General features: G+C 69.6%; 22 protein-coding genes. 21 read left to right on the forward strand and 1 reads right to left on the reverse strand.

Going from position 1 to position 25,698, the window contains the following annotated elements; translation table 11 throughout:
- Window positions 1–7: 7 nt before the first annotated feature.
- From BM362_RS25510 to BM362_RS25600, 19 genes are all read left to right on the forward strand, one after another.
- Window positions 8–1,933 (forward strand): hydantoinase B/oxoprolinase family protein, encoded by a 1,926-nt coding sequence (locus BM362_RS25510; RefSeq protein ID WP_093574838.1) that lies wholly within the window; start codon window positions 8–10, stop codon window positions 1,931–1,933.
- An 8-nt stretch (window positions 1,934–1,941) separates the two neighbouring features.
- Entirely contained in the window at window positions 1,942–2,202 is a 261-nt protein-coding gene (locus BM362_RS25515; protein ID WP_093574839.1) for a hypothetical protein, read from the forward strand.
- Between the two features lie 5 nt (window positions 2,203–2,207).
- Window positions 2,208–3,770: a class I adenylate-forming enzyme family protein gene (locus BM362_RS25520; RefSeq protein ID WP_143132487.1), complete on the forward strand. Its 1,563-nt coding sequence runs from the start codon at window positions 2,208–2,210 to the stop codon at window positions 3,768–3,770.
- Window positions 3,771–3,798: 28 nt separating this feature from the next.
- Window positions 3,799–4,518, forward strand: coding sequence for a hypothetical protein (locus tag BM362_RS25525; protein WP_093574841.1), 720 nt, complete (start codon window positions 3,799–3,801; stop codon window positions 4,516–4,518).
- A 13-nt stretch (window positions 4,519–4,531) separates the two neighbouring features.
- Window positions 4,532–5,335 carry an SDR family NAD(P)-dependent oxidoreductase gene (locus BM362_RS25530; protein WP_093574842.1) on the forward strand — a complete coding sequence of 268 codons (804 nt, stop codon included), beginning with the start codon at window positions 4,532–4,534 and terminating at the stop codon, window positions 5,333–5,335.
- Window positions 5,336–5,389: 54 nt separating this feature from the next.
- Window positions 5,390–5,731 carry a nuclear transport factor 2-like protein gene (locus BM362_RS25535; protein ID WP_093574843.1) on the forward strand — a complete coding sequence of 114 codons (342 nt, stop codon included), beginning with the start codon at window positions 5,390–5,392 and terminating at the stop codon, window positions 5,729–5,731.
- 18 nt (window positions 5,732–5,749) lie between these two features.
- On the forward strand, window positions 5,750–6,508 hold the full coding sequence (locus tag BM362_RS25540; protein WP_208865338.1) for an SDR family NAD(P)-dependent oxidoreductase: 759 nt from the start codon (window positions 5,750–5,752) through the stop codon (window positions 6,506–6,508).
- Window positions 6,509–6,558: 50 nt separating this feature from the next.
- Window positions 6,559–7,998: a helix-turn-helix domain-containing protein gene (locus BM362_RS25545; RefSeq protein ID WP_093574844.1), complete on the forward strand. Its 1,440-nt coding sequence runs from the start codon at window positions 6,559–6,561 to the stop codon at window positions 7,996–7,998.
- Window positions 7,999–8,087: 89 nt separating this feature from the next.
- Entirely contained in the window at window positions 8,088–9,509 is a 1,422-nt protein-coding gene (locus BM362_RS25550) for an MmgE/PrpD family protein (RefSeq protein WP_093574845.1), read from the forward strand.
- Window positions 9,506–10,864: an aldehyde dehydrogenase gene (locus BM362_RS25555; protein ID WP_093574846.1), complete on the forward strand. Its 1,359-nt coding sequence runs from the start codon at window positions 9,506–9,508 to the stop codon at window positions 10,862–10,864. The genes BM362_RS25550 and BM362_RS25555 overlap by 4 nt, the downstream gene beginning before the upstream one ends.
- A gap of 453 nt (window positions 10,865–11,317) precedes the next feature.
- Complete coding sequence (locus tag BM362_RS25560) at window positions 11,318–12,637, forward strand: MFS transporter (RefSeq protein WP_167545430.1); 1,320 nt, start codon at window positions 11,318–11,320, stop codon at window positions 12,635–12,637.
- A gap of 363 nt (window positions 12,638–13,000) precedes the next feature.
- The gene (locus BM362_RS25565; protein ID WP_093574848.1) at window positions 13,001–13,210 is read left to right on the forward strand and encodes a hypothetical protein; all 210 of its coding nucleotides are present in this window, start codon (window positions 13,001–13,003) and stop codon (window positions 13,208–13,210) included.
- Window positions 13,211–13,224: 14 nt separating this feature from the next.
- The gene (locus BM362_RS25570) at window positions 13,225–15,255 is read left to right on the forward strand and encodes a hydantoinase/oxoprolinase family protein (protein WP_093575089.1); all 2,031 of its coding nucleotides are present in this window, start codon (window positions 13,225–13,227) and stop codon (window positions 15,253–15,255) included.
- 5 nt (window positions 15,256–15,260) lie between these two features.
- Complete coding sequence (locus BM362_RS25575) at window positions 15,261–17,222, forward strand: hydantoinase B/oxoprolinase family protein (RefSeq protein WP_093574849.1); 1,962 nt, start codon at window positions 15,261–15,263, stop codon at window positions 17,220–17,222.
- The gene (locus BM362_RS25580; RefSeq protein WP_093574850.1) at window positions 17,222–17,956 is read left to right on the forward strand and encodes a hypothetical protein; all 735 of its coding nucleotides are present in this window, start codon (window positions 17,222–17,224) and stop codon (window positions 17,954–17,956) included. The genes BM362_RS25575 and BM362_RS25580 overlap by 1 nt, the downstream gene beginning before the upstream one ends.
- Complete coding sequence (locus BM362_RS25585) at window positions 17,953–19,407, forward strand: aldehyde dehydrogenase family protein (protein WP_093574851.1); 1,455 nt, start codon at window positions 17,953–17,955, stop codon at window positions 19,405–19,407. Before BM362_RS25580 ends, BM362_RS25585 begins: the two co-directional genes overlap by 4 nt.
- Before the next feature lie 16 nt (window positions 19,408–19,423).
- Entirely contained in the window at window positions 19,424–21,031 is a 1,608-nt protein-coding gene (locus tag BM362_RS25590) for a class I adenylate-forming enzyme family protein (protein WP_093574852.1), read from the forward strand.
- Window positions 21,028–21,834 carry an SDR family NAD(P)-dependent oxidoreductase gene (locus BM362_RS25595; RefSeq protein WP_093574853.1) on the forward strand — a complete coding sequence of 269 codons (807 nt, stop codon included), beginning with the start codon at window positions 21,028–21,030 and terminating at the stop codon, window positions 21,832–21,834. Before BM362_RS25590 ends, BM362_RS25595 begins: the two co-directional genes overlap by 4 nt.
- Window positions 21,835–21,934: 100 nt before the next feature.
- Complete coding sequence (locus tag BM362_RS25600; protein WP_093574854.1) at window positions 21,935–22,312, forward strand: DUF2255 family protein; 378 nt, start codon at window positions 21,935–21,937, stop codon at window positions 22,310–22,312.
- Between the two features lie 13 nt (window positions 22,313–22,325).
- Here BM362_RS25600 and BM362_RS49295 read toward each other — a convergent pair whose 3' ends face one another.
- Window positions 22,326–23,396, reverse strand: a complete 1,071-nt coding sequence (locus BM362_RS49295) for a LuxR C-terminal-related transcriptional regulator (protein WP_167545431.1) — start codon at window positions 23,394–23,396, stop codon at window positions 22,326–22,328.
- 201 nt (window positions 23,397–23,597) lie between these two features.
- Between BM362_RS49295 and BM362_RS25610 the strand changes: the two genes are divergently transcribed.
- Both BM362_RS25610 and BM362_RS25615 read left to right on the forward strand, forming a co-directional pair.
- Complete coding sequence (locus tag BM362_RS25610; RefSeq protein ID WP_167545432.1) at window positions 23,598–24,581, forward strand: ABC transporter permease; 984 nt, start codon at window positions 23,598–23,600, stop codon at window positions 24,579–24,581.
- 36 nt (window positions 24,582–24,617) lie between these two features.
- The gene (locus tag BM362_RS25615; protein ID WP_093574857.1) at window positions 24,618–25,694 is read left to right on the forward strand and encodes a sugar ABC transporter substrate-binding protein; all 1,077 of its coding nucleotides are present in this window, start codon (window positions 24,618–24,620) and stop codon (window positions 25,692–25,694) included.
- Window positions 25,695–25,698: the final 4 nt, after the last annotated feature.

The following is a 25,698-nucleotide window of genomic DNA, read 5'->3' on the forward strand; positions in this document are numbered from 1 at the left end:
ACCGACCATGACGATTTCCGCGGAACCCGCCACCGGCACGGCCGAGTTCGAACTCGACATCCTGCGCTACGGCCTGATCGAGGTCGCCCGCGAGATGAACGAGGCGCTGATGCGCAGCGCGTTCTCCCCGGTCTGCCGCGACATCCTCGACTGCACCACCGCCATCCACGTCCGCAGCGGCGACGGATGGGAAACCGTCGCGCAGTGGGAAGGCTGCATGCAGCACGCCTTCACCTCGCCGCACATCGTGAACTTCGTGATGGACGAGTTCGACCTGGACGTGCTGCAGCCCGGCGACGTCATCTTCGTCAACGACCCGTGGCGCGGCACCATCCACCAGTCCGACGTGAACCTGCTCCGGCCGGTGTTCGTGGACGGCCGGATCGAGTTCATGCTGCACTCGACCTCGCACCTGGTCGACCTCGGCGGCCCGATCCCCGGCGGATTCTCCAACGGCACGCAGACCTCGTTCGAGGAACAGATCAAGCTGCCCCCGTCGCTGCTGTACGCCAACGACGTCCCGGTGCGGCCGCTGTTCAACTTCATCCTGGAGAACAACCGGGTGCCGCACCTCGTGCTCGGCGACCTGCGCGCGTTGCACGGTTGCCTGGTCGTAGGGGAGCGGCAGCTTCAGGCGCTCGTCGCGCGCGGCGGGCTGGACAAGGTGAAGGAAGCCGGACGGTACGCGATCGAGGCCACCGAAGCGAGCATGCGCCGCGGCATCGCGAGCATTCCGGACGGCGACTACACCGTGGAGGACTTCCTCGACGAGGACGGCGTCACCGACGAACCGATTCCGGTGCGCGTGACAGTCAAGGTGCGAGGCGACAGCATGGAGATCGACTTCTCCGGCTCCGGACGGCAGCCGCTGGGCAACTGCGGCACGGCGTGGTGCGAGGCAGTCCGCTGCATCGAAGCGGTCAAGCTGATGGTCGATCCGGGCACACCGGTGAACAGCGGCACTCTCCGTCCTATTGAGACACTTCTGCCGCAGGGCAGTGTGGTGTGCGTGCTGCCGCCGTCGAGCTGCTCGAACCACGCCGACATCGGAGCCCGCGGCATCAACGCTGTCGCTAGCGCGTTAAGCCAGGCGGTGGGCGATCGCGCGATCGCGTGCGACACCGGTACCGCGCTGGTGATCAGTCTCGGCGGCATCGACACCCGGCCCGGGCACGAGGGCATGCCGTGGGGTGCGTTCGCGCTCACCGGCGGCGGCTGGGGCGGAACGTGGAAGGAAGACGGGATTTCCTTCTGTGTCACGCCGATCGGCAACTGCCGGACCTCGGTGCAGGAGCACGTCGAGATCGAAAGCCCGTTGATCGTGGCGCAGCACGAGATGGTGCTGGACACTGCCGGAGCGGGCGAGTACCGCGGTGGACTCGGCTCGGTGTACACCCTCACCGCGCAGTCGGACACCATGGTCACGATCACCTGCGACCGGGTTCGCGTCGGCGCGCCGGGTGCTGCCGGAGCTGGCCCGGGTGCGCCCGCTTTCGGCTGGTACATCGAGAACTTCGACCTGGCGCGGCACGCGGATCCGCTCGACCTCCGCGGTGCCGAACCGCTTTTCGGGATGTTCGACGACGACGGCCGCCCGGACCCGGACGCCGGCGGCTTCTGCCGGGGCGCCCGGTACCAGACCGGCAAGTTCTCCGGGCTGGTGCTGAAAGCGGGCGACGCGATCCGCTTCCTGATCGGCGGAGGCGGGGGATGGGGCGACCCGCTCGCCCGCGACCTGGAACGGCTCGGCCGCGACCTCGCTGACGGGCTGTACAGCGAGGAATTCGCCGCGAAGGCGTTCGGCACCGTCCTGCGCGACGGCCGGATCGACGAGGCCGCGACCGCCGAGCGGCGCGCCGGACTCGCCGCCCAGCGCGACGCGGGCACCTGGTCGGTGCCGGTTGCGACCCCCGTCAACTGGATACTGGGATAGGAGCACCCATGTCTGTCGACCGACTTCTCTTCCCCCGCCCGGAAACCTCGCGCGTGTCCGTCGAGCGCACGCCGGTGGACGCCGTCTGCCCGTCGTGCCGAAGCACGGACGTGGCGCGCTACCCGGTGGCGAACTACCTGGGCCCGCGCATGGTCGTGAAGTGCCAGGACTGTTTCGCCCACCTGTCGGTGACTCGCCCGGAGCCCGAGGACAACTGGCCCGCGTGGCGCTCGCCGACGCGCGACTGGGCGCCCTCGCGGCTGGGGTGACGCGCATGTCCCCGACCCCACTGGCCCGGCTCTGCACCCAGGCCTACGCCGAGTTCGCCGATCGGCCCGCGATCCGCGATTCCCGGCGCGAGCTGACCTACGGCGAACTCGGCAGCCGCGCCCGGCGGATCGCCCAGGCGTTCCGGGCGCTCGGCGCGGAACGCGGCGCCCGCGCGGTGCTGCTCGGGCCGAACAGCTGCGAATGGGCCGAGGCTTACCACGGGCTCGTGCTCGGCGGCGGGGTGCGCGTAGGGCTGCTGCCCCGGCTGCACCCGGCCGAGCTGGCCCAGATCGCCGCGGACGCGGAACCGGCGTTCGTGCTCGCCGACGGGACCTGGCTCGCCGAGCACGGAACGGCGTGGATCCCGCCGCAGGTCAAGGAAATCATCGTGCTCGGCGAGGGTGCCGAGGGCATCCCGTTCGAGGAGTTCGTCGCCTCCGGCTCCGACGACGAACTGCCGCTGCCGGACGCCGAGGACGACGCCTGGCTGCTGTACACGTCCGGCTCGACCGGACTGCCCAAGGGCGTGCGGGTGCCGCACCGGACGGTCGGCGCGCTCGTGCGCAACGCTCGCGAGGTCCTGCCGCCGCTCGGCCTGGGCGACGCGGCCCTGCACACCGCGCCGATCAGCCACTTCAGCGGCGGGATCGCCGACGTGCTCACCGCGAGCGGCGGGCTGAACATCTACGCCCCGAAGTTCGACGCGGCGGAGATCGCGGACGCCGCGGCAGGCGGCGAAGTGACCGTGCTGCCGCTGGTCCCGACGATGATCACCATGCTGCTGGAGGAGCTGGCTCGGCGCGGCTCCCCGTCCGGCAGCATCGGCAATGTCCGGATCCTCCCGTACGCGGGCTCGGCGATCCAGCCGGACCGGGCGGCCAAAGCCCGGGCGTACTTCGGCGAGGCGATGCAGCAGCTGTACGGCGCGAGCGAAGCCCAACTGCCGATCGCGACGCTTCGGCCAGAGGAGCACGTCGAAACCCGCAACGAGCGCGGGTTGCCCCGGCTGGCCTCCGCGGGCCGGGTGACCGCGCACGTCGAGGTCGAGATCGTGGACGCGGATCGCCGTCCCGTCCCGCCCGGGGCGACCGGCGAGATCCGTACCCGCGGCGCGCACGTGAGCGCCGGGTACTGGCGGAACCCGGAAGCGACAGCCGAGACCTTCGCGGACGGCTGGGCACACACCGGCGACGTCGGCTGTCTCGACGAGCACGGGTACTTGTTCATCCTCGACCGGCGCAAGGACATGATCATCACCGGCGGGTTCAACGTGTACCCGAGGGAAATCGAGAACGTCGTCGCCGAGCTGCCCGGGATCCGGGAGGTCGCCGTCGTCGGCGCGCCGGACGAGCGGTGGGGCGAGGCGATCACCGCGTTCGTCTCGGCCGAACCCGGGAACGCCGTGTCCGCAGACGGGGTGCTCGCGCACTGCCGGGCGCGGCTCGGCGGCTACAAGGTGCCGAAGAAGGTGGTCTTCGTCGAGGACCTGCCGAAGACCGGCACCGGGAAGATCCAGAAGCAGATCCTGCGCGAGAAATTGTGGACCGGCCTGCGGCGCCGGGTCTGAATTCCGCGTGACACAAGGGAGAAAACACATGGCAGTGCCGATTTTCGACAGCCGGAGCCTGTTCTTCGCGTGGAGCACCTACAGCACGGACTACGACACCTACGCGAAGTGGTACGACGACGAGCACATCCCGCAGGTGATGGACGTGCCGGGAATGGTCGGCACGCAACGGTTCCTGCTCGCGGAGACCAAACCGCTGCCGGGCGTGCGCGCGCTCGATTTCGGGCACCTCGCGATCTACGAGATGGAGGGTTCGGCACAGCCGTTCCGCGAGGAGGTCAAGCGGAAGCTGATCTCCGGGGAAATGGTGCTCCCGGACTTCATGAACCGCCCGTTCCAGGCGTTGTTCCTCGACGCGGTCAGCGAGCCGTTCCTGTCCGAGCGGTTCGCCAAGGCGGAGAACCTGGACGACCGGCATCTGTTTTTCGCGTGGAGCCGCCATACTGGCGACGACGCGACGTTCGGGAAGTGGTACGACGAGGAACACATCCCGCAGATCATGTCGGCACCGGGAATGCTGCGCGCGCAACGGTTCGAGATGTCGGCCCTGAAGCCGCTGCCCGGAGTCGAAACCCCGGATCTCGGGCATCTGGCGATCTACGAGATCGCCGGGGATCTCGAAGGGTTCCGCGCGGAGGTGAAGCGGCAGCTGATGTCCGGCGAGATGGTGTTGCCGGACTTCATGATCCCGCCGTTCGCGGCGATGTTCCTGAAACCGGTCAGCCCGTTCTTCCCGGCCGCGAGCTGACCGGGAGTCGCTGATGAGCTATCCACCACGACGCGCCAAACCGGAACTGGCGCTGATCACCGGTGCCGCTGGCGGAGTCGGCTCCGCCACCGCGCGGCGGCTGGCCGAGGACGGCGCCAAGCTCGTCGTCACCGATATCGACGAGGACCGGCTGGCGAAGGTCGCGAGCGACACCGGGGCGATCGCCGTCCCGGCCGACGGTGCCGACCGCGAAGCCGTTCGCGTCTTGGTCGCGCGAGCGGTCGAGGAACTGGGCGGCTTGGACACCGTGATCGCGACGCAGGGCGCGGCGATCGGCGGGGGAGCGAATCCCAGACACGTCGACTCCTACCACCGTGCGCTCGACGTCAATCTGCACGGATCCTTCTACCTGGCCGGGGAAGTGCTCCCGCACCTGACCGCCAGCGAAGGCTCCCTGGTCCTGTTCGCCTCGACGGCGGGGCTGATCGCCGGTCCGCCCGGAGCGGCGGGCTACACCGCGGCGAAAGCGGCGATCATCGGCCTCACCCGCTGGCTCGCCCGCGATTACGGGCCGAAAGGCGTGCGCGTCAACGCCGTCTGCCCAGGGTTCGTCCGGACCGCGCTCGCCGCGGGCAGCATGGCTCACCTCGCGGAGCGCGAAGGCATCAGCCTGGAAGAGGCGTACGCACTGAGCGCGGCGCATGTTCCGCTGCGCCGGGTCGCGGAGCCGGAGGAAATCGCGGCCTGCTGTGCGTTCCTGGCTTCGGGCGACGCCTCGATGGTCAGCGGCCACGTATTGGTCGCCGACGGCGGAGGCGCGGCGGTGGACGCCTCGACGGTCGCGTTCGACAGCTGAAGTGTCCAAGTATTCGGACAGTTGCGCGGCCGGCGCGCGCTTAGCGTTCTTCGCATGTCAACGACGACTCAGGAAGAACTGGCCAAGGGCTGGATCCGCGCGCTCTCGGACGTCGAACTGTTCCACTCGCTGTGCGCGGACGACTGCAAGGTCTGGCACAGCGCCGACGACAAGTGGATGACCGTCGAGGAAGCAGTCGACGCCGTCCACGAACGCGGCGGGCTGCCGACGTTCGAAAACTCCCGCTACACCTTGACCGGCAACGGCTTCTTCGTGCAGACCTCGGCCACGCTCGCGGCCGCGCGCGTGCACCTGATCCAGGTGGTTACGGTGAAGGACGGCAAGGCGGTCTCGGCCGAGGAGTACATCGGCCCCGAGATGGACATCGCCGTCTAGGCGGGGAACGGACTTTCGATGAGTGCAATCGCAGGACGCTCGATCATCGTCACCGGCGGCGCCAGCGGCATCGGCGAAACGGCCACGCGGCTGTTCGCCGAGAACGACGCACTGGTGACCATCGCGGACATCAGCACCGAGGCGGGCCAGGCGCTGGCGGAGGAACTGTCGGGCAAGGGCTACGAGGTCCAGTTCGTCACCACCGACGTCACCGACGAGACGCAGGTGGCAGCCATGGTAGCGGCGGCGGAATCCGCGTACGGCAGGCTGGACGGCGCGTTCAACAACGCGGGCGTGCCGAACCACGGCAAGAAGCTGGCCGACCTCACCCGCGAGGAGTTCGACCGGGTCTTCGCGGTCAACGTGACCGGCCCGTTCCTCTGCATGAAACACGAGGTGCCGGCGATGCTGCGCGCGGGCGGCGGCTCGATCGTCAACACCGCGTCGGTCGGGTCGTTCGTCTACATTCCACTGGCGGCCGAGTACACCGCGGCCAAGCACGCGCTGATGGGCCTGACGAAAGCGGCGGCGGCCGAATACGGCGAGCACGGCATCCGGGTCAACGCCATCGGCCCGTCCACCGCGCGCACGCCGATGTACCTGGAGTACCTGAAGCTCAATCCGGAGTACGAGAAGACTGTCGCGGCAACGCACGCGCTGCGGCGGGGCAGCGAACCGGTCGAGCAGGCGCAGGCGGCGATGTGGCTGCTGTCGGACGCGGCGTCGTTCGTCACCGGCGTGACGGTCCCGGTCGACGGCGGCTACACCCTGTACTGAGCGGTGCCGCTTCATTGACCAGCAGACGACCACATGAAATATTATGTTCTATGAGTGCGGTGCTGACCCGTGCCGCGGGTCCGGTGCTCGACCGGGTGCAGGCCGAGCTGCGGGGCAGCTCGGTCGCGGTGCTGCTGGCCGATTACCGGGCCCGGGTGATGGACATCCGCTGCGGCGAGCGCTCCTTCGGCCGGGAAGTCGGCTCCCTCGGCGTCGTGCCGGGCGTACGGCTGGGGGAGGGCGACGTCGGCGTGAACGCGATCGGCACGCCGCTGGAGACTCGCCGGAGCCTGCTGCTGCGCGGTGCCGAGCACGCGATGCCCGCGTTCCACGGGTTCACCTGTTTCGGCCACCCGATCGTGCAGCCCGGCACCGGGCGGATCGCCGGGGTGCTCGACTTCGCGGTGCCGGTGAGCCGCGACGAGCGACTGGCCCCGGCGTTGGTGCGCCATCTGGTCACGGAGATCGAGAGCAGGCTGCGGACGGACACGGCGGTGGCGCAGCAACGACTGCTCGTCGCGTTCCAATCCGCGGCCCGGCGGCGGGACCGGCGGGTGCTGGTCGTCGGGCACGGCCTCGTGCTGGCCACTCAGCCCGCGCTCGACCTTCTCGCGCCGGCCGACCATGCCGCGGTCCAAGCCTGCATCGAAGACGGCGGCGAGGATGCCCGGATCACGGTGACGTCCGGCCAGGAAGTGCAGGTTTCCTGGGAATCGGTGGACGGCACTGAAGGGAGCATCGTCGACCTCGTGGTCGAGCCGGGTCCCCGCCACCCGCGCGCCGTGGTGCCGGTGCGATGGCCGCTGCTGGTGGTGGGGGAGCCGGGCACGGGCAAGACGACTGTCGCGCGAGAGGTCGCCGGGGACAGTGCGGCGGTGCTGGACGGGGTCGAAGCGGTACGGGTCGGCGAGGCGGAGTGGGCCGAGCAGGCCAGCCGCCTGCTGGACGGCGACGGCCCGGCCGCGATCGTCGAGAACGTCCAGCTGCTGTCGAGCCCGCTGGCCTCGTTGGTCGCGGCGCGAATCCGGACGTCGAGGCGGAACCTGGTGCTGACCTCGACCCCGGAGGAGAGCCTTTCGCCGTTCGCGGCGTGCTGCGGTGAACGGCGGGACCTGGTGCCGTTGCGCGGCCGCCGCCACGAGATCCCGCGGCTGGCACAGCGCATGCTGACCGAGGAGTGCGCCGCCCGGTTCACGCCGGAGTCCTTGCGATTGCTGGCGGCTCAGCCGTGGCCGGGGAATCTGGCCGAACTGCGCCGGGTGGTCCGAGCGGTGGCGGAGCTGCGTTCGGCGGGCGACGTCGTCCCGGCCGACCTTCCGCCTTCGCATCGCGGCGGATCGGCGCTCGCTTCGCCGTTCGACCGGGCCGTGCGCGAAGTGATCGTGGCGGCGATCGCGGCCGCGGGCGGCAACAAGCTCGAAGCGGCCCGGGAGCTGGGGATCAGCCGGTCGACGCTGTACAACCGGCTGAAAGCCTTGCGCATCCACTGATTCCGGCGGTCTCCTGGGGTCTTGACGGGCCTTCTCCGCTAGATATTATATATTTAATGTGGCTGAGTTGACCGCAACGAGGAGCAGGCATGGCGACGATCGTCGAGCAGCTCGCGGGATTCGCCGCGGGCGCGGACGCCCGGGAATTCCCCGACGAGGTGATCCGCGAATCGCAGCGCATCCTGCTCGACTCGCTGGGCTGTGCGGTGGCGTCCCTCGGCGACGAAGGCGCGCAGCGCGGCGTCGACTACGCGCGATACCTCGGCGGCGCCGAGGGACCCGCGTCGATCCTCGGCACCGGCACGAAGACTTCGGTCCCCGCAGCGGCGTTCGCCAATGCGGAACTGATCAACGCGCTCGACCAGGACGCGGTCCTGCCGCCCGGGCACGTCACGCCGTACGTGCTGCCCGGCGCGCTGGCCACCGCGGAGTCGTTGCGGACGTCCGGCACGAAGCTGCTCGAAGCGATCGCGGTGGCCCACGAAATGTCGTACCGGATCGGGAAGGCGACTGACTACCTGCGCGACATCAAGGACGGCGTCGTCACCGTCCCGGACGTCATCGGCTACAGCAGCACGCTCTTCGGCGCGGCCGCCGCGGTGGGTGTCGCGAAGGGGCTGGAGCGGGAGACCCTTGCCGACGCGCTCGGCATCATGGGTTCGACGGCGCCGACGAACACCCAGCGCGCCTGGATGATGCACGCGCCGTCGACCACGATCAAATACCAGCTCGCCGGCGGGCTGGCGCTGTCCGCGGTCACCGCGGCCAACCTCGCCGAACGCGGCCACACCGGCGACCGGCAGATGCTCGACGACCGCGAATACGGCTTTCCGCGCTTCATCGGCGCCTCCCGCTGGGAACCGGCCCCGATCACCGCTGGCCTGGGCACGGAATGGACGTTCACGCCGTTCCAGTCCTTCAAGCCGTACCCGCATTGCCGGGTCATGCACGCGTTGTTCGACGCGCTGACCGAGATCGTCGAGACGCACGACATCCGGCCGGACGAGATCGACGCGATCACCGCCTGGGGCGAGAGTTTCGTGCTGCAGCCGGTGTGGCAGAACGAAACCATCCGCAACCCGCGCGACGCGCAGTTCAGCATGACCCACGGACTCGCCCTCGCCGCGCACCGGATCCCGCCCGGCAAGGACTGGCAGACCCCGGAGACGGTGCTGGACCCGTCGGTGCTCGACCTGGCCAAGAAGGCGTCGTTCCAGGCGCACCCCGACTACACCGAGGCGTTGAAGAGCAACCCCGCCGCTCGCCGCTCGCGCGTCGAGGTGCAGGCGCGCGGCACGACCTACCGCGGCGAACGCGCCTACCCGAAGGGCAGCCCGTCGCCAGATCCCGCTACCTACCTGAGCGACGACGAACTCGCCGCCAAGTTCCGGCACAACGTGGAAGGCGTGGTGGCGGACCCGGACGCGATCGTCCAAGCGGTGTTCGACCTGCGGAACGTCAAGGACGTCTCGGAACTGCTGAACGAGCTGAAGCCGGGGGCGCGGGCATGATCGAGGTGACGAACCCGGCCACCGAAGAGGTGATCGGATCCATTGTGGACAGCGACGCGGCCGCCGTCGACGTCGCGGTGTCGACGGCTGCCGCGTCGCTCGGGCCGTGGGCCGCGCTGTCACCCGCCACGCGAGCCGGTTACCTGCGCGCGCTGGCGGACGAGTTCGAGAAACGGTCCGACGAGATCTCGGAGCTGGTCACCCGGCAGAACGGCACTCCGATCAGCATCACCCGCGCGATGCAGGGCCAGGTTCCGGTCTGCTACCGGTACTTCGCTTCGCTGGCGGAGAAACTCTCGGTGGAGGAACAGGTCCAGACCGCGAGCGGCGACGCGATCGTCCTGCGCGAACCGGTCGGCGTGGTCGCGGCCATCACGCCGTGGAACGGCCCGCAGCCGCTCATCGCGTGGAAGCTGGGCCCCGCTCTGGCGGCGGGATGCACCGCGGTGATCAAACCGGCGCCCGAGACGTCGCTGGACGCGTTCGTCTTCGCGGAAATCGTCGCCGCAGCGGGAATTCCCGAAGGCGTGGTGAACATCGTGACCGGCGGGCGCGAGACTGGCGCGGCACTGGTCGCGCACCCTGGCGTGCACAAGGTGGCCTTCACCGGTTCCACGGTGGCGGGCAAGGCGATCGCTGCGGAGTGCGCGAAGCAGCTGAAGCACGTCACGCTGGAGCTGGGCGGCAAGTCGGCGGGCATCCTGCTCGACGACGTCGATCTCGACGCGTTCCGGCCGTTGGTGCTTTCCGCCTGCGCGCCGAACACCGGGCAGACCTGCCGGGCGCTGACCCGGGTGCTGGCTCCGGCCTCGCGCTACGACGAGGTCGTGGACCTGCTCGCGGCGACGATGACCGGGATCCCGCAAGGAGATCCGCTCGACCCGGCGGTGTTCTTCGGCCCGCTGGTGAACGCGACGCAGCGAGAGCGAGTCGAGTCGTACATCGAACTCGGGAAGGCGGAGGGCGCCGAGCTGGTGATCGGCGGCGGCCGCCCGTTCGAGCGCGGCTATTACGTCGCGCCGGCGATCTTCCGTGGCGTCACGAACGACATGCGCATCGCCCGCGAGGAAATCTTCGGCCCGGTGCTCACCGTGCTGCCGTACCGGACGGTGGACGAAGCGGTCGCCATCGCGAACGACTCGGAGTACGGCCTCGGCGGCGGTGTGTTCTCCCCGGATCGCGAACGCGCGACGGAGGTGGCTCGCCGGATCGTGACCGGGAGCGTCGGGGTGAACACCTCGACCCTGCCGATCGAAACGCCGTTCGGCGGGGTGAAGAACAGCGGGATCGGCCGGGAACTCGGGCCGCGGAGCGTGGACGCGTACCTGGAGTACAAGACGATCTTCCGGGCGTAGCGAAGTGTTCGCCGCGCGCACACCGGACGCGCGGGTGGCGCCCGCGGCGGCTGTCGCGCTCGGCACTCGCGACCGAGCAGGACTGCCGCGTGCTTACCCGGGTCCTGGTGTCGTGGGCGATCGGGCGATCCCGGTGATTCTGTCCGGACCGAGTCCTCTGTGGAGCTTGGCTCGTCGACGATGTTCCACGGTGTCCCGAACGACGTGCGGATCGCTCGTGAGGAGATCTTCGGCACGGTCGTCATGGCGATTCCCGTGCCGTTTCGGGACTCCCGCCGGGCATGCGGCCGCACGCCCGAACTCTTCACCAGCCACCGGTCAGCAGCCCCGGGTGCCGTCCTCCGTCCGCGCCCGAACCAGGAGCCGGTTCCTGGTGATCAAGGAGTGAATATTTTATATTTCATTGCCCGTCAAACACTGTCGGGTGAACACCGGCTCCGGGATGAGGACGACATGAGCGTACCAGGACGTATCGCCCCCGCTGAGGCGGCGACGAAACGCCGCGGGAAGGTGCTGGCGGCCGCGATCGCGGCGCAGTCTCTGGAGTACTACGACTTCTTGATCTACGGAACCGCGGCCTCGCTGGTCTTCAACCGCGCGTTCTTCCCGTCGACGAGCGCGGTGGCCGGGGTGCTGGCCGCGTTCGCGACGTTCGCGGTCGGGTTCGCGGGCCGCCCGGTGGGCGCGGCGGTCTTCGGGCACATCGGCGACCGGTTCGGGCGCAAACCCGCGCTTGTGGCATCGACGCTGTCGATGGCCGTGGCGACCACATTGGTCGGGCTGCTGCCGACGTTCTCCTCGATCGGCGCGCTGGCCCCGGTGCTGCTGGTGATCCTGCGCGTCGGGCAAGGGATCGCGGTCGGCGGGGTGTGGGGCGGGTCGACTCTGCTCGCAGTCGAACACGCTCCGCCGAACCGCCGGGGCCTGCACGGCTCGCTGCCGCAGCTCGGCATTTTCGCCGGGATGGTACTCGGCACCCTGGTCTTCGTCGTGCTGTCCGGCGTTCTCACCGCGGACCAGTTCGCCGCGTGGGGCTGGCGGATTCCGTTCCTGCTCGGGGTCTTGATGATCCCGGTGGTGTTCTACATCCACCACTATCTCGAAGACTCTCCGGATTTCCGTGCGGTGGAGGAGAAGCTCGCGGCGGCGCCGAAGCGCTCGTCGGTCGTGCGAGTGCTGCGCCGGCCGAAGAATCTGCTGCTGGTCGTGTTCATCTTCCTGCCCGCGACGATCATGTTCTACGCGACCGCGACCGGCCTGCTGGACTACGGCGTGCGGGAGCTGAAGATCGCCAAGGACACCATGCTCACCGCGGTGATGTTCTCGATGATCGCGACCGGGGTGAGCACGGTGCTCTGCGGGCGGCTGTCGGACACCGTCGGCAGGCGTCCGGTGTACGCCGGCGGCGTGGTGCTCGCGGGAATCTGGGGCTTCGCGCTCTTCCCGCTGGCCGAAACCCGGAACTTCTGGGCGATCCTGCTGGCGATCGTGGTCGGGCAGATCTCGGTCGGCGCGATGTTCGGGCCCGGCGTCACGATGTTCGCCGAGATGTTCCCGCCGTCCGTCCGGTTTTCCGGCGCGTCGATGGGGTACCAGCTGGCCAACATCATCGGCGGGGGACTGGCCCCGTTCGTGATGGCGGCGCTGATCGCCGCGACGCACACGACGGTGTCCGTGTCGGTTTACCTCCTGGCGGCCTGCCTGATCAGCCTGGTCCCGCTCGCGCTGCTGGGCCGCCGGACTTGGACGGCAGCTGCAGCCGAAGAATCATAAAAAATATCAGTCTGCTGAGGAGGAGGTGCGCCGAGACTGCCTGCAGCAGCGAGCCGGACAGGCTAGTCGACGGCCTGGCGTGCCGCGACCAGTACGACGCGCTCGCCCACTGGGGCTCGGAAAGCGCGTCCGCGCGCGCCTCACTCCGGCTGGCGCGGCCGCACCGCCCGTCACCATGCGAACAGCCGGCGACCTGGCCGAGGCTGTCCACAGCGGATCGAAACGCCGGGCGAGGCGTGCTTCGTTTTGCGGACTCGGCCGTGCGGTGAGCGGCTGTTGGCGCGGTCTCGTCCGGCCTACCGTTCGGTGTGCGGTGGCGCACCAGCGCCGGCCGAATCGAGCCAACAGTGGAGTTGCGCCGAAATGAGCCAGGAACCGAACCCGCCGTCCCTTGAGCGGGAACCAGTCGAGGGAGTCTGCCCGCGCTGCGGCGCCGCCGAGCTGTTCCGCTATCCGGTCAATTCCGAGGGCGGCTGGTTCGACGTCGTGAAATGCCGGTCGTGCCTGTTTTCGGTCAGCCGGGACCCCGGCCCGCGGCTCGGACCGGTCCGGCTGCTCTCCGACCTCCTGTAGCGAAAGGATCAATGATGATCGCAGTCGACGTGGGCGGCACCTTCACCGACGTGGTCGCTTTGCGGGACGGGGAGATCCGGACCGCGAAGGTCTCCACCGACTACCGCGATGTGACCCGCCCGGTGCTCGAAGGCGCGGCGCTGCTCGGCGTCGCGGGCGCGCCGGTGTTCAACCACGCCAGCACCCACGGACTGAACGCGGTGATCACCCGCACCGTGCCGAAGATCGGGTTTCTCGCCACCGAGGGGCATCGCGACATCCTGGACATGGGCCGGGTCTGGCGGCCCGCGGAGGCCATTTTGGACCCGGGCTGGCGGCGAAGCTTCGGCGATGCCGCGAGGCCGCTGGTGCCGCGGTATCTGCGCCGGGGAATCCGGGAACGGCTCACCGCTTCCGGTGATGTCCTGTTCGAATTGGACGAAGCGCAGGCACGGGCCGAACTCGAAGTGCTGCGCGAATGCGGCGTCGCGGGCGTGGCGATCTGCCTGATCAACGCCTACGTGAACCCGGCGCACGAACTCCGGCTGCGCGAACTGGTCCGCGAGGTGCTCGGCGACGTGCCGTGCTCGCTGTCGAGCGAGGTCTCCCCACTGGCCAAGGAATACGCGCGGGCCTCGACGACGATGGTCGACGCGCTGATGAAACTGATCTACGCCGACTACACCGCGCGGCTGGAGAAAGGCCTGGCCGAACTCGGCTTCACCGGGCAGCTGAACTTCGCCGACTGCGCGGCGACCCTGGTGCCGTCGCATCGGGCGATGGAGCAGCCGTTCCGCATCGTGTTTTCCGGACCCGCCGCGGGCACTGTCGCCAGCGCCCACTTCGGCTCGCTGATCGGGGAGCCGCAGCTGCTGTGCGCGGACGTCGGCGGCACGTCGTGCGACATCAGCGTCGTCACCGGCGGCGCGCCGTTCGTGGACACGACCTTCGAACTGGAGCACGACCTCGTCGTCAACGCACTGGCGAACGACGTCAGCGCGATCGGAGCCGGGGGAGGAAGCCTGGTGACGATCGGCAACACCGGCGAGATCCAGGTGGGCCCCGGCAGCGCCGGTTCGACGCCCGGCCCGGCCTGCTACGGCCGCGGCGGCACCCAGCCGACCACAACGGACACCTGCCTGCTGATCGGGATCATCGACCCGGGCACGTTCGCCGGCGGCGAGCTGGCGCTGGACCCCGCTCTGGCCCGCCAGGCATTCGAGAACCTCGAATCGGACTTCACGCTCGCCCAGCGCGTCCGGTACGCGTACGAGATGGCGGTGCACAACATCGCCGAGGGCGTGTTCAACGTGGCGATCAAGAACGGTGTCGACCCGCGCGACTACAGCCTGATCGCGTACGGAGCGGCCGGGCCGATGCTGCTGCCCGCCGCGATGGACGCGGTGCACTGCAAGCAGGTCGTCGTGCCGCCGAACCCGGGCTTGTTCTCCGCGCTGGGCCTGCTCTCGGCCGACCAGGTGTTCACTGTGAACCGCAGCGCCTATACCGTGCTCACGCCGGATGTCGCGGAGCGGATCGACACGCTGTTCACCGAGATGGAAGCGCAGTTGCGCGAGCGGCTAAGCGCTGGTGCCGCGGTGACTTTCGAGCGCAGCTACGACGGGCACCTGGTCGGACAGAGCTGGGACACGCCGTTCGTGCCCGTGCCGGACGGAACGATCGACGGACCGGCAGTCGGCGCGATGATCGCGTCGTTCCACGACACCTACCAGGAGCGGTCGGGCAACCGCTTCGAGATGGTCCCGGTCGAGGGCGTCACGTTCCGGGTCCGCGCGGTGCTGGACACGCCGAAGGTCGAGCACCCGCAGCTGCCCGCGCGCGCCGAGGACGAGCCGCTCGCTCCGGTTCGCACCACGACGCTGCGGTACCTGGGCGACGGGGCCGAAGGCCAGGAAGCGCCGGTGTACGAACGCACCGCGCTCCGGGCGGGCGACGAGTTCGACGGCCCGGCGATCGTCCACGAAGGACTGTCCACGACCCACGTCGGCACCGGCCAGCATCTGGTCGTCGGCCAGTACGGCGAACTCGTCATCCGGAAGAAGTGAGCGCCATGACCACTCTCGACACTCCGTCCGCGCGCATCCGCGATCTCACCGACGACGAGTTCCAGGCGGCCTACCACGCCGACCGGTTCACCGGGTCGGTGATCGTGAACCGGTTGAAGTACGCAGTGGGGCACATGAGCACCGCGTTCCTGCGAGAAGCGTTCTCGCCGATCATCCGCGACTGGTATGACTTCGCGTGCACGATCAGCGGCCCGCCCGCGCAGGACTACCGGATGGCCGTCGTCAGCAACAGCCTGACCCCGTTCCTCGGCACGATGCCCGACGCCACGCGCAACGCGGTGGAGGAGTTCGGGCCGGAAAACCTGTCCCCGGGCGACGTGCTGATCTGCAACGACCCGTACCGCGGCGGGCGGCACGTGAACGACGTGCTGTTCACCCGGCCGGTGTTCGTGGCCGGCGAGATCGTCTCGTTCGTGACGATGTGCGCGCATCAGCTGGACATGGGCGGCACGGTGCCCGGCGGGTTCTCCGCGACCAAGACGAACGTCTACGAGAACGGCCTCGTGCTGCCGCCGATGCTGCTGTGGGCGAAGGACAAGCCGGTGCGGTCCGCGTTCAGCCTGATCTTCGACAACACCCGCTGGGGCGGCCTGCTGCTGCCGGACTTCCAGAGCATGCACCAGCAGTTGCAACTCGGCGAGCGGCTGGTGCGGGAGAACATCGAGCGCTACGGCCTCGACGCCTTCCTCGGCTCCCTGGCCTACGCGTGCGACACGTCTGCCGAGCAGATGCGCGAAGCGATCGCCCGGATCCCGGACGGGGACTACTCCGGGAGCGCGCTGATCGACGCTGACGGGCTCGACGACACCGTCGACTACCGGGTGCGCGTCACGCTGCGCAAACGCGGGCACGACATCGAGGCTGACCTCTCCGGCACCTCGGCGCAAGCCCGGACCTGCATCAACTGCGGCGTCCTGGACGCGAAAACCGCGCTGGGCGTGGCGTTGACGATGCTGCTCGACCCGGCGATCCCGTTCACCTCCGGGACTTGGCGCAACGTCGACCTCGTCGCGCCGCCGGGAACGCTGCTGAGCGCGCTGCCGCCGGAAGGCGCGCCGATGATGTTCTGGGAACCCTCCGGTGCGCTGATCTCCGCGATCTTCGAAGCGCTCAACCCGGTGCTCGGCGAACGTGCGGTCGGCGGGGACTACGGCTCCACCAACACGCACAACGCGAGCGGAGTGCGGGACGACGGCACCCCGTGGACGAGCGCGACGCAATGCGGCGGCGAGCACGGGCCGTGGGGTGCCACCAAGGAAGGCGACGGGGACAGCTACACCGTGCTGTACAACCTCAACAACCTCGATCCGGCGACAGAAACGATCGAGCACGATTCGCCGGTCGTCATGCTGCGCAAGGAGCACGCGATCGACACCGGCGGGCCGGGCAAGCACCGCGGCGGCGCGGCGAACCTCAAGGACACGCTCTGGCTGACCGCCGCCGCCCAGCATCTGTCGCCGTTCCGGACCAAGGAACCCAGCGGCGTCGGCGCCGACGGCGGGAAGCCCGGCCCGACCGGGGCGATGTGGATTTTCCCGCCGGGAGAAGGGACTTCCGGACCGGACGGACTGCTGGGCGTCTCGCGCGACGTCTACGCGCGGAGCACGCCCGTCGCCGGGGTGCTGGATCCCGAAACCAAAGCACTCGACCCGGACAAGGGCGTCTACCACTACTTCGCGAGCCAGAAGGCGTGGCTGACGGAAGCCGGTTCGATGCTGCGGTGCCTGACCAACGGCGGCGGGGGATGGGGCGCGCCGTTCGAGCGCGAGCCGCAGAAAGTGCTCGCCGACGTGCGCGACGAGTACGTCAGCGTCGAAGGGGCTGCCCGGGACTACGGAGTGGTCGTGATCGGCGACCCGCACTACGACCCGGAGGGTCTGCGGGTCGACGAGGAAGCAACAACCCGGCTGCGGTCCGGCCGGTCGGACGAACGAGGAGTGAGCTGATGGTTTCCGCCGCGGTCCCGGTTTTCGGGGATCGGAACCTGTTCTTCGCGTGGAGCACCTATACCGCGGATTACCGCACTTACGCGAAGTGGTACGACGAGGAGCACATCCCGCAGGTGATGGACGCGCCCGGGATGGCAGGGGCGCAACGCTTCCTCATCGCGGACACCAAACCGCTGCCGGGCGTGCGCTCGCTGGACTTCGGCCACCTCGCACTGTACGAAATGGACGGAAGCCCGCAGGGCTTCCGGGACGAGGTCAAGCGGAAGCTGATTTCCGGGGACATGGTGCTGCCGGACTACATGGTGCAGCCGTTCCAGGCGCTGTTCGCCAAGCCGGTCAGCGAACCCTTCCACACCGAGCGGTTCGCTGACGCGGAGAACCTGGACGACCGGCATCTGTTCTTCGCGTGGAGCCGCCACACCGGCGACGACGCGACGTTCGGGAAGTGGTACGACGAGGAACACATCCCGCAGATCATGTCCGCGCCGGGAATGCTGCGCGCGCAACGGTTCGAGGTTTCGGACGTCAAGCCGCTGCCCGGGGTCAGCCCGGTTGACGAAGGGCATCTGGCGATCTACGAGACGGCCGGGGATCTCGAAGGCTTCCGGGCGGAGGTGAAGCGGCAGCTGATCTCCGGCGAGATGGTGTTGCCGGACTTCATGATCCCGCCGTTCGCGACGATGTTCCTCAAGCCCGCCAGCCCGTTCTTCCTCTCGGAGCGCGGGACGTGACGCGCGAGGTCGCCGGTGTCCCGGTGCCGCACCTCGACTCGGTCTACGTGGCCGGGGAGTGGGTGCCCGCCAGCGGACCTGCCTACGAGATCGTTTCGCCGTCGACCGAGGAAGTGGTCGCCGAGGTCGCGTTGCCGTCGGTGAAGGAGGCGGACGCGGCCCTCGCGGCGGCGACGGACTCGGAGTGGGGTCGGTTGCCGGTCGAGCAGCGGGTCGAGATCTGCGCGAGGTTCTGCGCGTCGCTGGAGGCTCAGTTCCCGGACCTGGGCACGGTCTGGGCCGCGGAAGCGGGCATGCCGGTGCGCTACAGCGCGACGCTGCACAAGTACGGCGCGGCGGGCGCATGGAACTCCGCGCTGGCCAGCGCCGTGGACGCGCTGCGCGATGACCACCGCACCTCCTTGCTCGGCGACGTCGTCGTCCGTCGCGAACCGGCCGGTGTCGTCGTCGCGATCCTGGCCTACAACGGGCCCGTGGTCACGATGGCCACGAAGGTCGTGCCCGCCTTGCTCGCGGGCTGCCCGGTGGTGGTGAAGGCGGCCCCCGAATCGCAGCTGATCATGCGGCTGGTGGCGGAATCGGCCGCGGCAGCCGGGTTCCCGGCCGGTGCGCTGAGCATCCTGTGCAGCGACGTCGAGGTGGCCCGGCGGCTGACCGCGGACCCGCGCGTCGACCTGGTTTCGCTGACCGGAGGCCGGGCCGCCGCGCAGCAGATCATCGAGGCGACCCGGGGACGGTTCGCCCGCACGCACCTCGAACTCGGCGGCAAGTCCCCGGCGCTGATCCTCGACGACGCCCCGCTCGACCGGGTGCTGAAGTCGCTGGTGCCCGGGGCGACCGGAGGTGCCGGGCAGGTGTGCGCCGCGTTGTCCCGGGTGCTGGTCTCGCGGCGGCGTCACGACGAACTCGTCGACCGGCTCCGCACCGCCTGGCGAGGACTCCGGATCGGCGACCCGTTCGAGCGGGAGACGGCGATCGGACCGGTGGTGAACCCGGCCGCGTTGCGGCGGACCGAGGGCTTCGTGGGCCGTGCGCGCGCCGCCGGAGGCGAAGTCGTTGCGGGAGGACGGCGGCCGGAGGGATTCGCCGCCGGGTACTACTACGAGCCGACCCTGATCACCGGCGTCGCCCGGGACGCCGATCTGGCGCGGAACGAGGTGTTCGGACCGGTCACCGTAGTGCAGACCTACGACGATCTGGCCGATGGGCTGCGGCTGGCCAACGACACGGGCTTCGGCCTCGCCGCGAGCGTCTACACCGCGGACCGGGCGCTCGCCGCGGAAGCCGCTTCCGCCATCGCCGCGGGATCGGTCGCGATCAACACCTTCGGGCCCGCCGTGAGCGCTCCGTTCGGCGGGGTGAAGGGCTCGGGCTGGGGCCGCGAGTCCGGGCCCGAGGGCATCCAGGAGTTCACCGAACTGAAGCAAATCGTCTTCGGACCGGGTGTGTGAGGCAGGAGGACGGGTCATGACGTTCACCAGGCTGCTCGACGCGGTGGCCGACCAGCTCCCGCCGCCCGGCCGCGACGGGATCGCAGTCAGCTTCGACGGCCGCGAACGGCTCACTTACGCGCAGTTGCGGGACAAATCGCTGCGCTACGCGACGGCGTTGCGGGAACTCGGCCTGGGCAAGGGCGACCGGCTCGGCCTCATGCTCTTCAACGACGCCGAGTACCTGCCGCTGTGCTTCGCCGCGATGCACCTCGGCGTGGTCGCGGTCCGGCTCAACTTCCGGCTCGCGCCGGCCGAGCTGAAGTTCATCCTCGCCGATGCGGGCTGCGCAGCGGCGATCGTGCACAGCAGCCTGCTGGACCGGGTCGAGCCGGTGCGCGCGGAAACCGGCGTCGAAACATTCGTGGTCCGGCCGGATTCCCCGGATCCGGTGCCGGACTGGGCGCTTCCGTTCGACGTCCTGCTCGGCCGCGAACCGCTGGCCGACGTGCCGGAAGTGAGCGACGCGGACCCGATGTCGCTGTTGTACACCTCGGGCACGACCGGTCTGCCGAAGGGCGCGGTGTGGACGCACGCCAACACGGTGAGCACGGCGACCACGCAGGCGCTGCGCTGGCGGTTCTCGCCGGAAACCGTCGCGCTAGTGCCGGGCCCGCTCTACCACGCAGGGGCGTTCGAGGCGGTGACCGCGCCGACGTTCCTGATGCACGGCACCGTGGTGTGCCCCCGGTCGGGCAACTTCACCGTCGAGCGGCTGCTGGAGGTGCTCGAAGCCGAGCAGGTGACCGATTGCCTGTTGTTCTCGTTCATGCTGCACGACCTGCTGCGCGTGGACGGGATCGAGGACCGGCTGCCGAAATCGGTCACGCACTTCGTCATCGGCGGGGACACCATGATGCCGTGGGTCGTCGACCAGGTGCGGCGGAAGCTGCCGTGGGTGCGGCTGAGCCAGGTCTACGGGCTGACCGAGGGCGGCGCGATCGCGACGACGCTGGACGACGGGGACTTCGACGCCCAGCCGAAAAGCGTCGGCCGCCCAGTGCCGCTGACCGAGGTCCGGGTCGCCGGGGCCGGGCTCGAACCGGCCGCGCCCGGCGAGGTGGGCGAAATCCTCGTCCGCGGGCCCGCGGTCTGCGCCGGGTACTGGAATCGGCCCGAGGCGAACCGGGACACCTTCGTGGACGGCTGGTGCCGTACGGGGGACCTCGGCTTCGTCAATGCCGACGGTTTCCTCGTGCTCGCCGGCCGGGCGAAGGACATGATCCGCAGCGGCGGGGAGAACGTGTACCCGGCCGAAATCGAACGGGTGCTGACGCAGCATCCGGCGGTGCTGGACGCGGCTGTCGTCGCGGTGCCGGACCCGAAATACCTCGAAGCCGGCTGCGCGGTCGTGGTGCTGGCGGAAGGAACCGCGCTCGACGAGGCGGAACTTCGGGCCTATTGCCGGGAGAACCTGGCGACGTACAAGGTGCCCCGGTATTTCGTCGCGCAGCCGGAATTGCCGCGCAACGCGTCGGGGAAGATCCTCAAGTTCACCCTGCGCGAGAAGTACGGAAAGCTCTTTACCGCAACGGATTCCGGTGCGTCCGCGGCGACGCGGCCGGGAGAGGAAGGCACCCGATGAACGACCCGGCCCGGCGGCGGAAGCCCGAATTGGCACTGGTGACGGGCGCGGCGGGAGGAGTCGGCTCGGCCACCGCGCGAAGGCTGGCCGAGGACGGCGCGAAGGTCGCGGTCACCGACCTGAACGCCGAGCGGCTCAAGGAACTGGCGGACGAACTCGGCGCGGTCGCGCTGCCCGCCGACGGCACCGACCGAGCCGCGATCCACGACATGGTTGAACAGGCCGTCGCTCGCCTGGGCGGTCTCGACACGGTGATCGCGACGCAGGGCGCGGCAGTGTCGGGCACCGCCCGGCCCGAGCACGTGGAGGCGTATCAGCGGGCGTTGGACGTGAACCTTCACGGTTCGTTCTACCTGGCCGGGGAAGTGCTGCCGCATCTGGTGGAGCGGCAGGGCTCGCTGGTGCTGTTCGCGTCGACCGCCGGGCTGATCGCCGGTCCGCCCGGGACGGTCGGCTACACCGCGGCCAAGGCGGGGATCATCGGCATCACCCGCTGGCTCGCGCGGGACTACGGCCCGAAGGGGGTCCGGGTGAACGCCGTCTGCCCGGGCTGGATCCGCACTCCGCTGGGGGAGGGCGCGATGGCCTACCTGGCGAAGCGCGAGGGCATTACGCTCGACGAGGCGTATGCGCTGACGACGAAACACGTGCCGCTGCGCCGTGCCGCGGAACCGGAGGAGATCGCGTCGGTGTGCGCGTTCCTCGCCTCGGGCGACGCGTCGATGGTGACCGGCCATGTCCTGGTCGCGGACGGCGGCGGCGCTGCGGTCGATTCGTCCACCTTGGAGTTCGACGCGCCGTGACCGGCGTCGCGGGCGTGGGAGGGGGCTGACAGCACCTCCCACGCCCGCCCGCGAGCGCCTAGCGTGCGAAGCGAACCGTTTCGTCCCGAAGGAGCCCGCAATGTCGTTCGACCCCGAGATCCGCGACCGCATCGGCGCCGCGTCGGAGATCCGGATCAGCAGCTACCGCCGCGACGGCTCACTCCGCCGGTGGACCCCGATCTGGGTGGTCCGTACCGGCGACGACCTGTACATCCGGTCGGCATTCGGCACGGAAGGCGGCTGGTACCGCTGGGCCGCGGCCAAGCAGCTCGCCCGGGTGCGAGTGGACGGAGTGGAGACCGACGTGTCCCTGCACCTTGAGGCAGACGCCGAGACGAACGCCGCCGTCGACGCCGCGTACACGGAGAAGTACCGCAGCATGCCGAGCGCACTGGCACCGATGGTCGCCGAGACCGCCGCAGCCACCACGACGCGGCTGGAGCCGGTGCCCGCCTGAGCCGCGGGCGGGCTCAGTTTCGCAGCCAGTACGCGACCGCCTCCGCCCGGTTCGCCGCGTCGAGCTTGCGCAGGATGTGCGTGATGTGCGTCTTCACGGTCCCCTCGGAGATCGAAAGCTTCCGCGCGATCGCCCGGTTCGCGTCGCCGCGCGCCATCAGTTCGATCACCTCCGCCTCGCGTGCCGACAGCAGCGGATGCCGCGTCCGGCTCGGTTCGGGCGGGGGAGCGATGCGCACGTCGGCGGCCAGCCGCGTCATTCCCGCCTGGAGCGAGGCGAGTCCTTCGAGGACGGACACCCGGGCCAGGGTCTCGCTCACGCCCTCCGCGTAAAGGTTCAGGACGGCTCGGCCGGTGACGTCGACCTCCCGGCGGGGCGAGTAGTAGCTGTCCGCGTGCAGCAGCCCGACGACTTTCCCGTACGCCCGCAACGGTGCGATGGCGTAGGACGTGCAGCCGGACAGCGAGACGAGTTGCCGGTTCACGCGCGGGTTCTCCTGCACGTCGTACACGAGGCCCGCCCGCGCCTGCCGGACGACATCGGATTCGACCAGCGAGCCGTCCAGCCGCGGCGGGGCTTCGCGGCCGGCGGCGAGCATTTCGTCGGCCAGCCGGGGATCCTGTTCGATCACCATGCGCCGCAGCACCCAGGTCGCATCGTCCACAGTGGAGACGAGCACGCGGTCGAACCCGATCGTGCAGGCCTCCTCGGCCGCGCGGGAGAGGAGTTCCTCCGCCGTCGACGAGGCGTGCAGCCGGGTCAGCGCGCGACGGACCCGGCGCATGGTAGCGACCCCGTCGGCGACCCTCGCATCGTCCACTCGGGACTCCAGCTCGCGGACCCGGCCCAGCAGCGCGGTCAGGCCGGGCAGCCGGTCCGGTGCGGGAGCCGAGCCCAGTTCGGCCATCGCGGCGTCCCAGACCTGGCCGAGCAGCCGTTTGGCGGGCAGCACCTTGGCGCAGCGGCCGACCGGCAGCGTCCGGTCGAGGGCGGTGCACGCGTCCAGGCCCAGTTCCCGGACCTGATCGGCGAGATCGGCGCTCAGCCGGACGCTGTCGAGCCGCGGAAAGCCGGTCGCGTTCATGGGCAGCTCCCTTGCGGAAATTCCGAACATTATATATCCGCGACGAGGCTCGGGCCAGTCGTCGCATCGGCCTTACGGGGTAACGGAATACGACCGGCGGCAGATGCGGCGGCCCGGTGACGGCCGACACACTGGCCGCGCTGTCCCACCCATCGAACCGGGAATCCCATGACTACCGCATCAGTGGCAACGAAGCCACGCGTGTCGCTCCGGGCACGCCTCGGCGGCTTCGACCAGACCTATCTGGTACTCGGCATCACCGCGGCACTCGCCCTCGCCGCGGGGGCCACGACGACGAATTTCCTCACCGCGGGCAATTTCGGCAGCATCCTCAATCTGTCCGCCGCGTTCGGCATCCTCGCGATCGGCGAGGCGATCGTCGTCCTCGGCAAGGGGCTGGACCTTTCGGTGGCCGGGATCGGGCTCGGCTGCGCGCAGGCGACGCTCGCGTTCGTCAGCGAGGGCATGCCGGAATGGCAGGCGATCACGCTGATGACCGCGCTCGCGCTGGCGATCGGTCTGGTCAACGGCGTCCTCGTCGCCGTCTTCGAAGTGCCCGCGCTGTTCGTCACGCTCGCGACCGGCATGCTGGCGATCGGCGGGATCGACATCCTGTTCCTCAGCCAGAACGTCTACGGCGTGCCCGCCGGATCGTTCCTGTCGAAGTTGAGCGGCGGCTCAGTGCTCGGCGTGCCGAGGCCGGTGCTGATCGCGGGCGGGGCGTTCCTGCTCGCCTGGCTGTTCGTCGCCTACACCTCGTCCGGGCGGCTGGTCCGGGCGATGGGCGACAACTTCGAGACCGCCCGGTCGACCGGCGCGCCGGTGCGGCCGCTGCAGATCCTCACCTACGTGCTTTCCGCGCTGCTCGCCGCAGTGGCGGGATTCGTGACGGTGTCGATCCAGGGCAGCGTGCAGACGACTGTGACGTCCTTCGACCCGCTCTTGTTCACCGCGCTGACCGTGGTGGTGATCGGCGGCGTCTCGCTGTCCGGCGGGCGCGGAACGATCCTGGGCGTCCTCGTCGGCGCGCTGTTCGTGGGCGTGCTCAACAACTTGCTGGTGCTGCACGGGCTGAGCACGGCTGTGCAGGACCTGATCCGCGGCGGGGTGCTGGCCGCCGCGATCGCGTTCGACGCGTGGCTGCGCCCGCGTAACGAGGAAACCGAGAAATCCGGCGAACTGTGACCGGCAACGACGCCGGGGAACGGAAGTAGGAAGCACATGAAGATCACCAGGAAGCTGCTCGTGCTCGCCGCGTCGGCGGCGCTGGGCGCCGCGGGCCTGTCGGGCTGTTCGGTGGGCGGCGGGTCGTCGGATTCGGCGGCCGCCGCGACGAACGCGGTGTTCGGCGCGAACGAACAGCTGATGCCGATGCGGCAGAAGGCGCACGACGCGATGAAGGGCAAACGGATCGCCTTCGTCCCGATTCTCTACAAGGGCTACAAGCTCACCGAGAACTGGGGCACCACCATGCAGCGCACGTTCGACAACGCGGGCGCCGAGTTCAAGGTCTACGACTCGAACTTCAGCAGCGACCGGATGATCAGCACGATCAACGACCTGATCGCGCGCAAGGCCGCCGACGTGCTCGTGCTGCAGAACCAGGACCTCGGCCTGCTCGACAACGCGATCGACCGCGCGCAGAAGGCGGGCATCTACACCGTGGTGCTCAACATGCCCTCCACCAAGCTCGGCGACGCGTTCGTCGGCGTCGACGTCTACGGCGCGGCGCAGTCGATCGCCAAGCGCGCGGTCTCGGACTGCAACTCCCGCAACGCCCCCAAGACCATCTCCATCATCGACGGCCCCGGCAACGACCCGGCCTCGATCCTGTGGGACCAGGGCATCAAGGACGTCGTGGAGAAGGCGGGCTACCAGACGCTCGTCGCGCACTCGCAGTTCCAGAACGCGCAGGCGCAGGCCGCCGCGGAATCCGTGCTGCAGCAGCGACAGGGCAAGGTGTGCGGGTTCATGGTGACCTTCGACCTGAACTCGATCACCGTCGGGCAGACCGTCAAGGCGGCGGAAGGCCGCGGCCAGGTGGCTCCGGGTTCGGTCGGCGTCTACACGCTCGACGCGGACAAGGACTGGTGCAACGCGCTCAAGCAGGGCACGGTGGCCGCTTCGGCCGCCTACGACGTCCAGGGCATCGGCGCCGCCGGTGCGGTGGCGGTGCAGAACCTGCTCACCAACGGGGCGAAGCCGGGCAGCGCGCATTCGGTCGGGTACGTGTCGAGCACGGTGGTGGACAAGTCGAACATCGACCAGACCACCATCGCGTGCTACCAGAGCAAGTGAGCGG

The organism is Amycolatopsis rubida (assembly GCF_900115345.1).
Lineage (GTDB): Bacteria > Actinomycetota > Actinomycetes > Mycobacteriales > Pseudonocardiaceae > Amycolatopsis > Amycolatopsis rubida.

Coding starts and splice junctions, on each gene's coding strand:
- BM362_RS25510 (WP_093574838.1), top strand. CDS start 8: ATGACGATTTCCGCGGAACCCGCCACCGGCACGGCCGAGTTCGAACTC.
- BM362_RS25515 (WP_093574839.1), top strand. CDS start 1,942: ATGTCTGTCGACCGACTTCTCTTCCCCCGCCCGGAAACCTCGCGCGTG.
- BM362_RS25520 (WP_143132487.1), top strand. CDS start 2,208: ATGTCCCCGACCCCACTGGCCCGGCTCTGCACCCAGGCCTACGCCGAG.
- BM362_RS25525 (WP_093574841.1), top strand. CDS start 3,799: ATGGCAGTGCCGATTTTCGACAGCCGGAGCCTGTTCTTCGCGTGGAGC.
- BM362_RS25530 (WP_093574842.1), top strand. CDS start 4,532: ATGAGCTATCCACCACGACGCGCCAAACCGGAACTGGCGCTGATCACC.
- BM362_RS25535 (WP_093574843.1), top strand. CDS start 5,390: ATGTCAACGACGACTCAGGAAGAACTGGCCAAGGGCTGGATCCGCGCG.
- BM362_RS25540 (WP_208865338.1), top strand. CDS start 5,750: ATGAGTGCAATCGCAGGACGCTCGATCATCGTCACCGGCGGCGCCAGC.
- BM362_RS25545 (WP_093574844.1), top strand. CDS start 6,559: ATGAGTGCGGTGCTGACCCGTGCCGCGGGTCCGGTGCTCGACCGGGTG.
- BM362_RS25550 (WP_093574845.1), top strand. CDS start 8,088: ATGGCGACGATCGTCGAGCAGCTCGCGGGATTCGCCGCGGGCGCGGAC.
- BM362_RS25555 (WP_093574846.1), top strand. CDS start 9,506: ATGATCGAGGTGACGAACCCGGCCACCGAAGAGGTGATCGGATCCATT.
- BM362_RS25560 (WP_167545430.1), top strand. CDS start 11,318: ATGAGCGTACCAGGACGTATCGCCCCCGCTGAGGCGGCGACGAAACGC.
- BM362_RS25565 (WP_093574848.1), top strand. CDS start 13,001: ATGAGCCAGGAACCGAACCCGCCGTCCCTTGAGCGGGAACCAGTCGAG.
- BM362_RS25570 (WP_093575089.1), top strand. CDS start 13,225: ATGATCGCAGTCGACGTGGGCGGCACCTTCACCGACGTGGTCGCTTTG.
- BM362_RS25575 (WP_093574849.1), top strand. CDS start 15,261: ATGACCACTCTCGACACTCCGTCCGCGCGCATCCGCGATCTCACCGAC.
- BM362_RS25580 (WP_093574850.1), top strand. CDS start 17,222: ATGGTTTCCGCCGCGGTCCCGGTTTTCGGGGATCGGAACCTGTTCTTC.
- BM362_RS25590 (WP_093574852.1), top strand. CDS start 19,424: ATGACGTTCACCAGGCTGCTCGACGCGGTGGCCGACCAGCTCCCGCCG.
- BM362_RS25595 (WP_093574853.1), top strand. CDS start 21,028: ATGAACGACCCGGCCCGGCGGCGGAAGCCCGAATTGGCACTGGTGACG.
- BM362_RS25600 (WP_093574854.1), top strand. CDS start 21,935: ATGTCGTTCGACCCCGAGATCCGCGACCGCATCGGCGCCGCGTCGGAG.
- BM362_RS49295 (WP_167545431.1), bottom strand. CDS start 23,396: ATGAACGCGACCGGCTTTCCGCGGCTCGACAGCGTCCGGCTGAGCGCC.
- BM362_RS25615 (WP_093574857.1), top strand. CDS start 24,618: ATGAAGATCACCAGGAAGCTGCTCGTGCTCGCCGCGTCGGCGGCGCTG.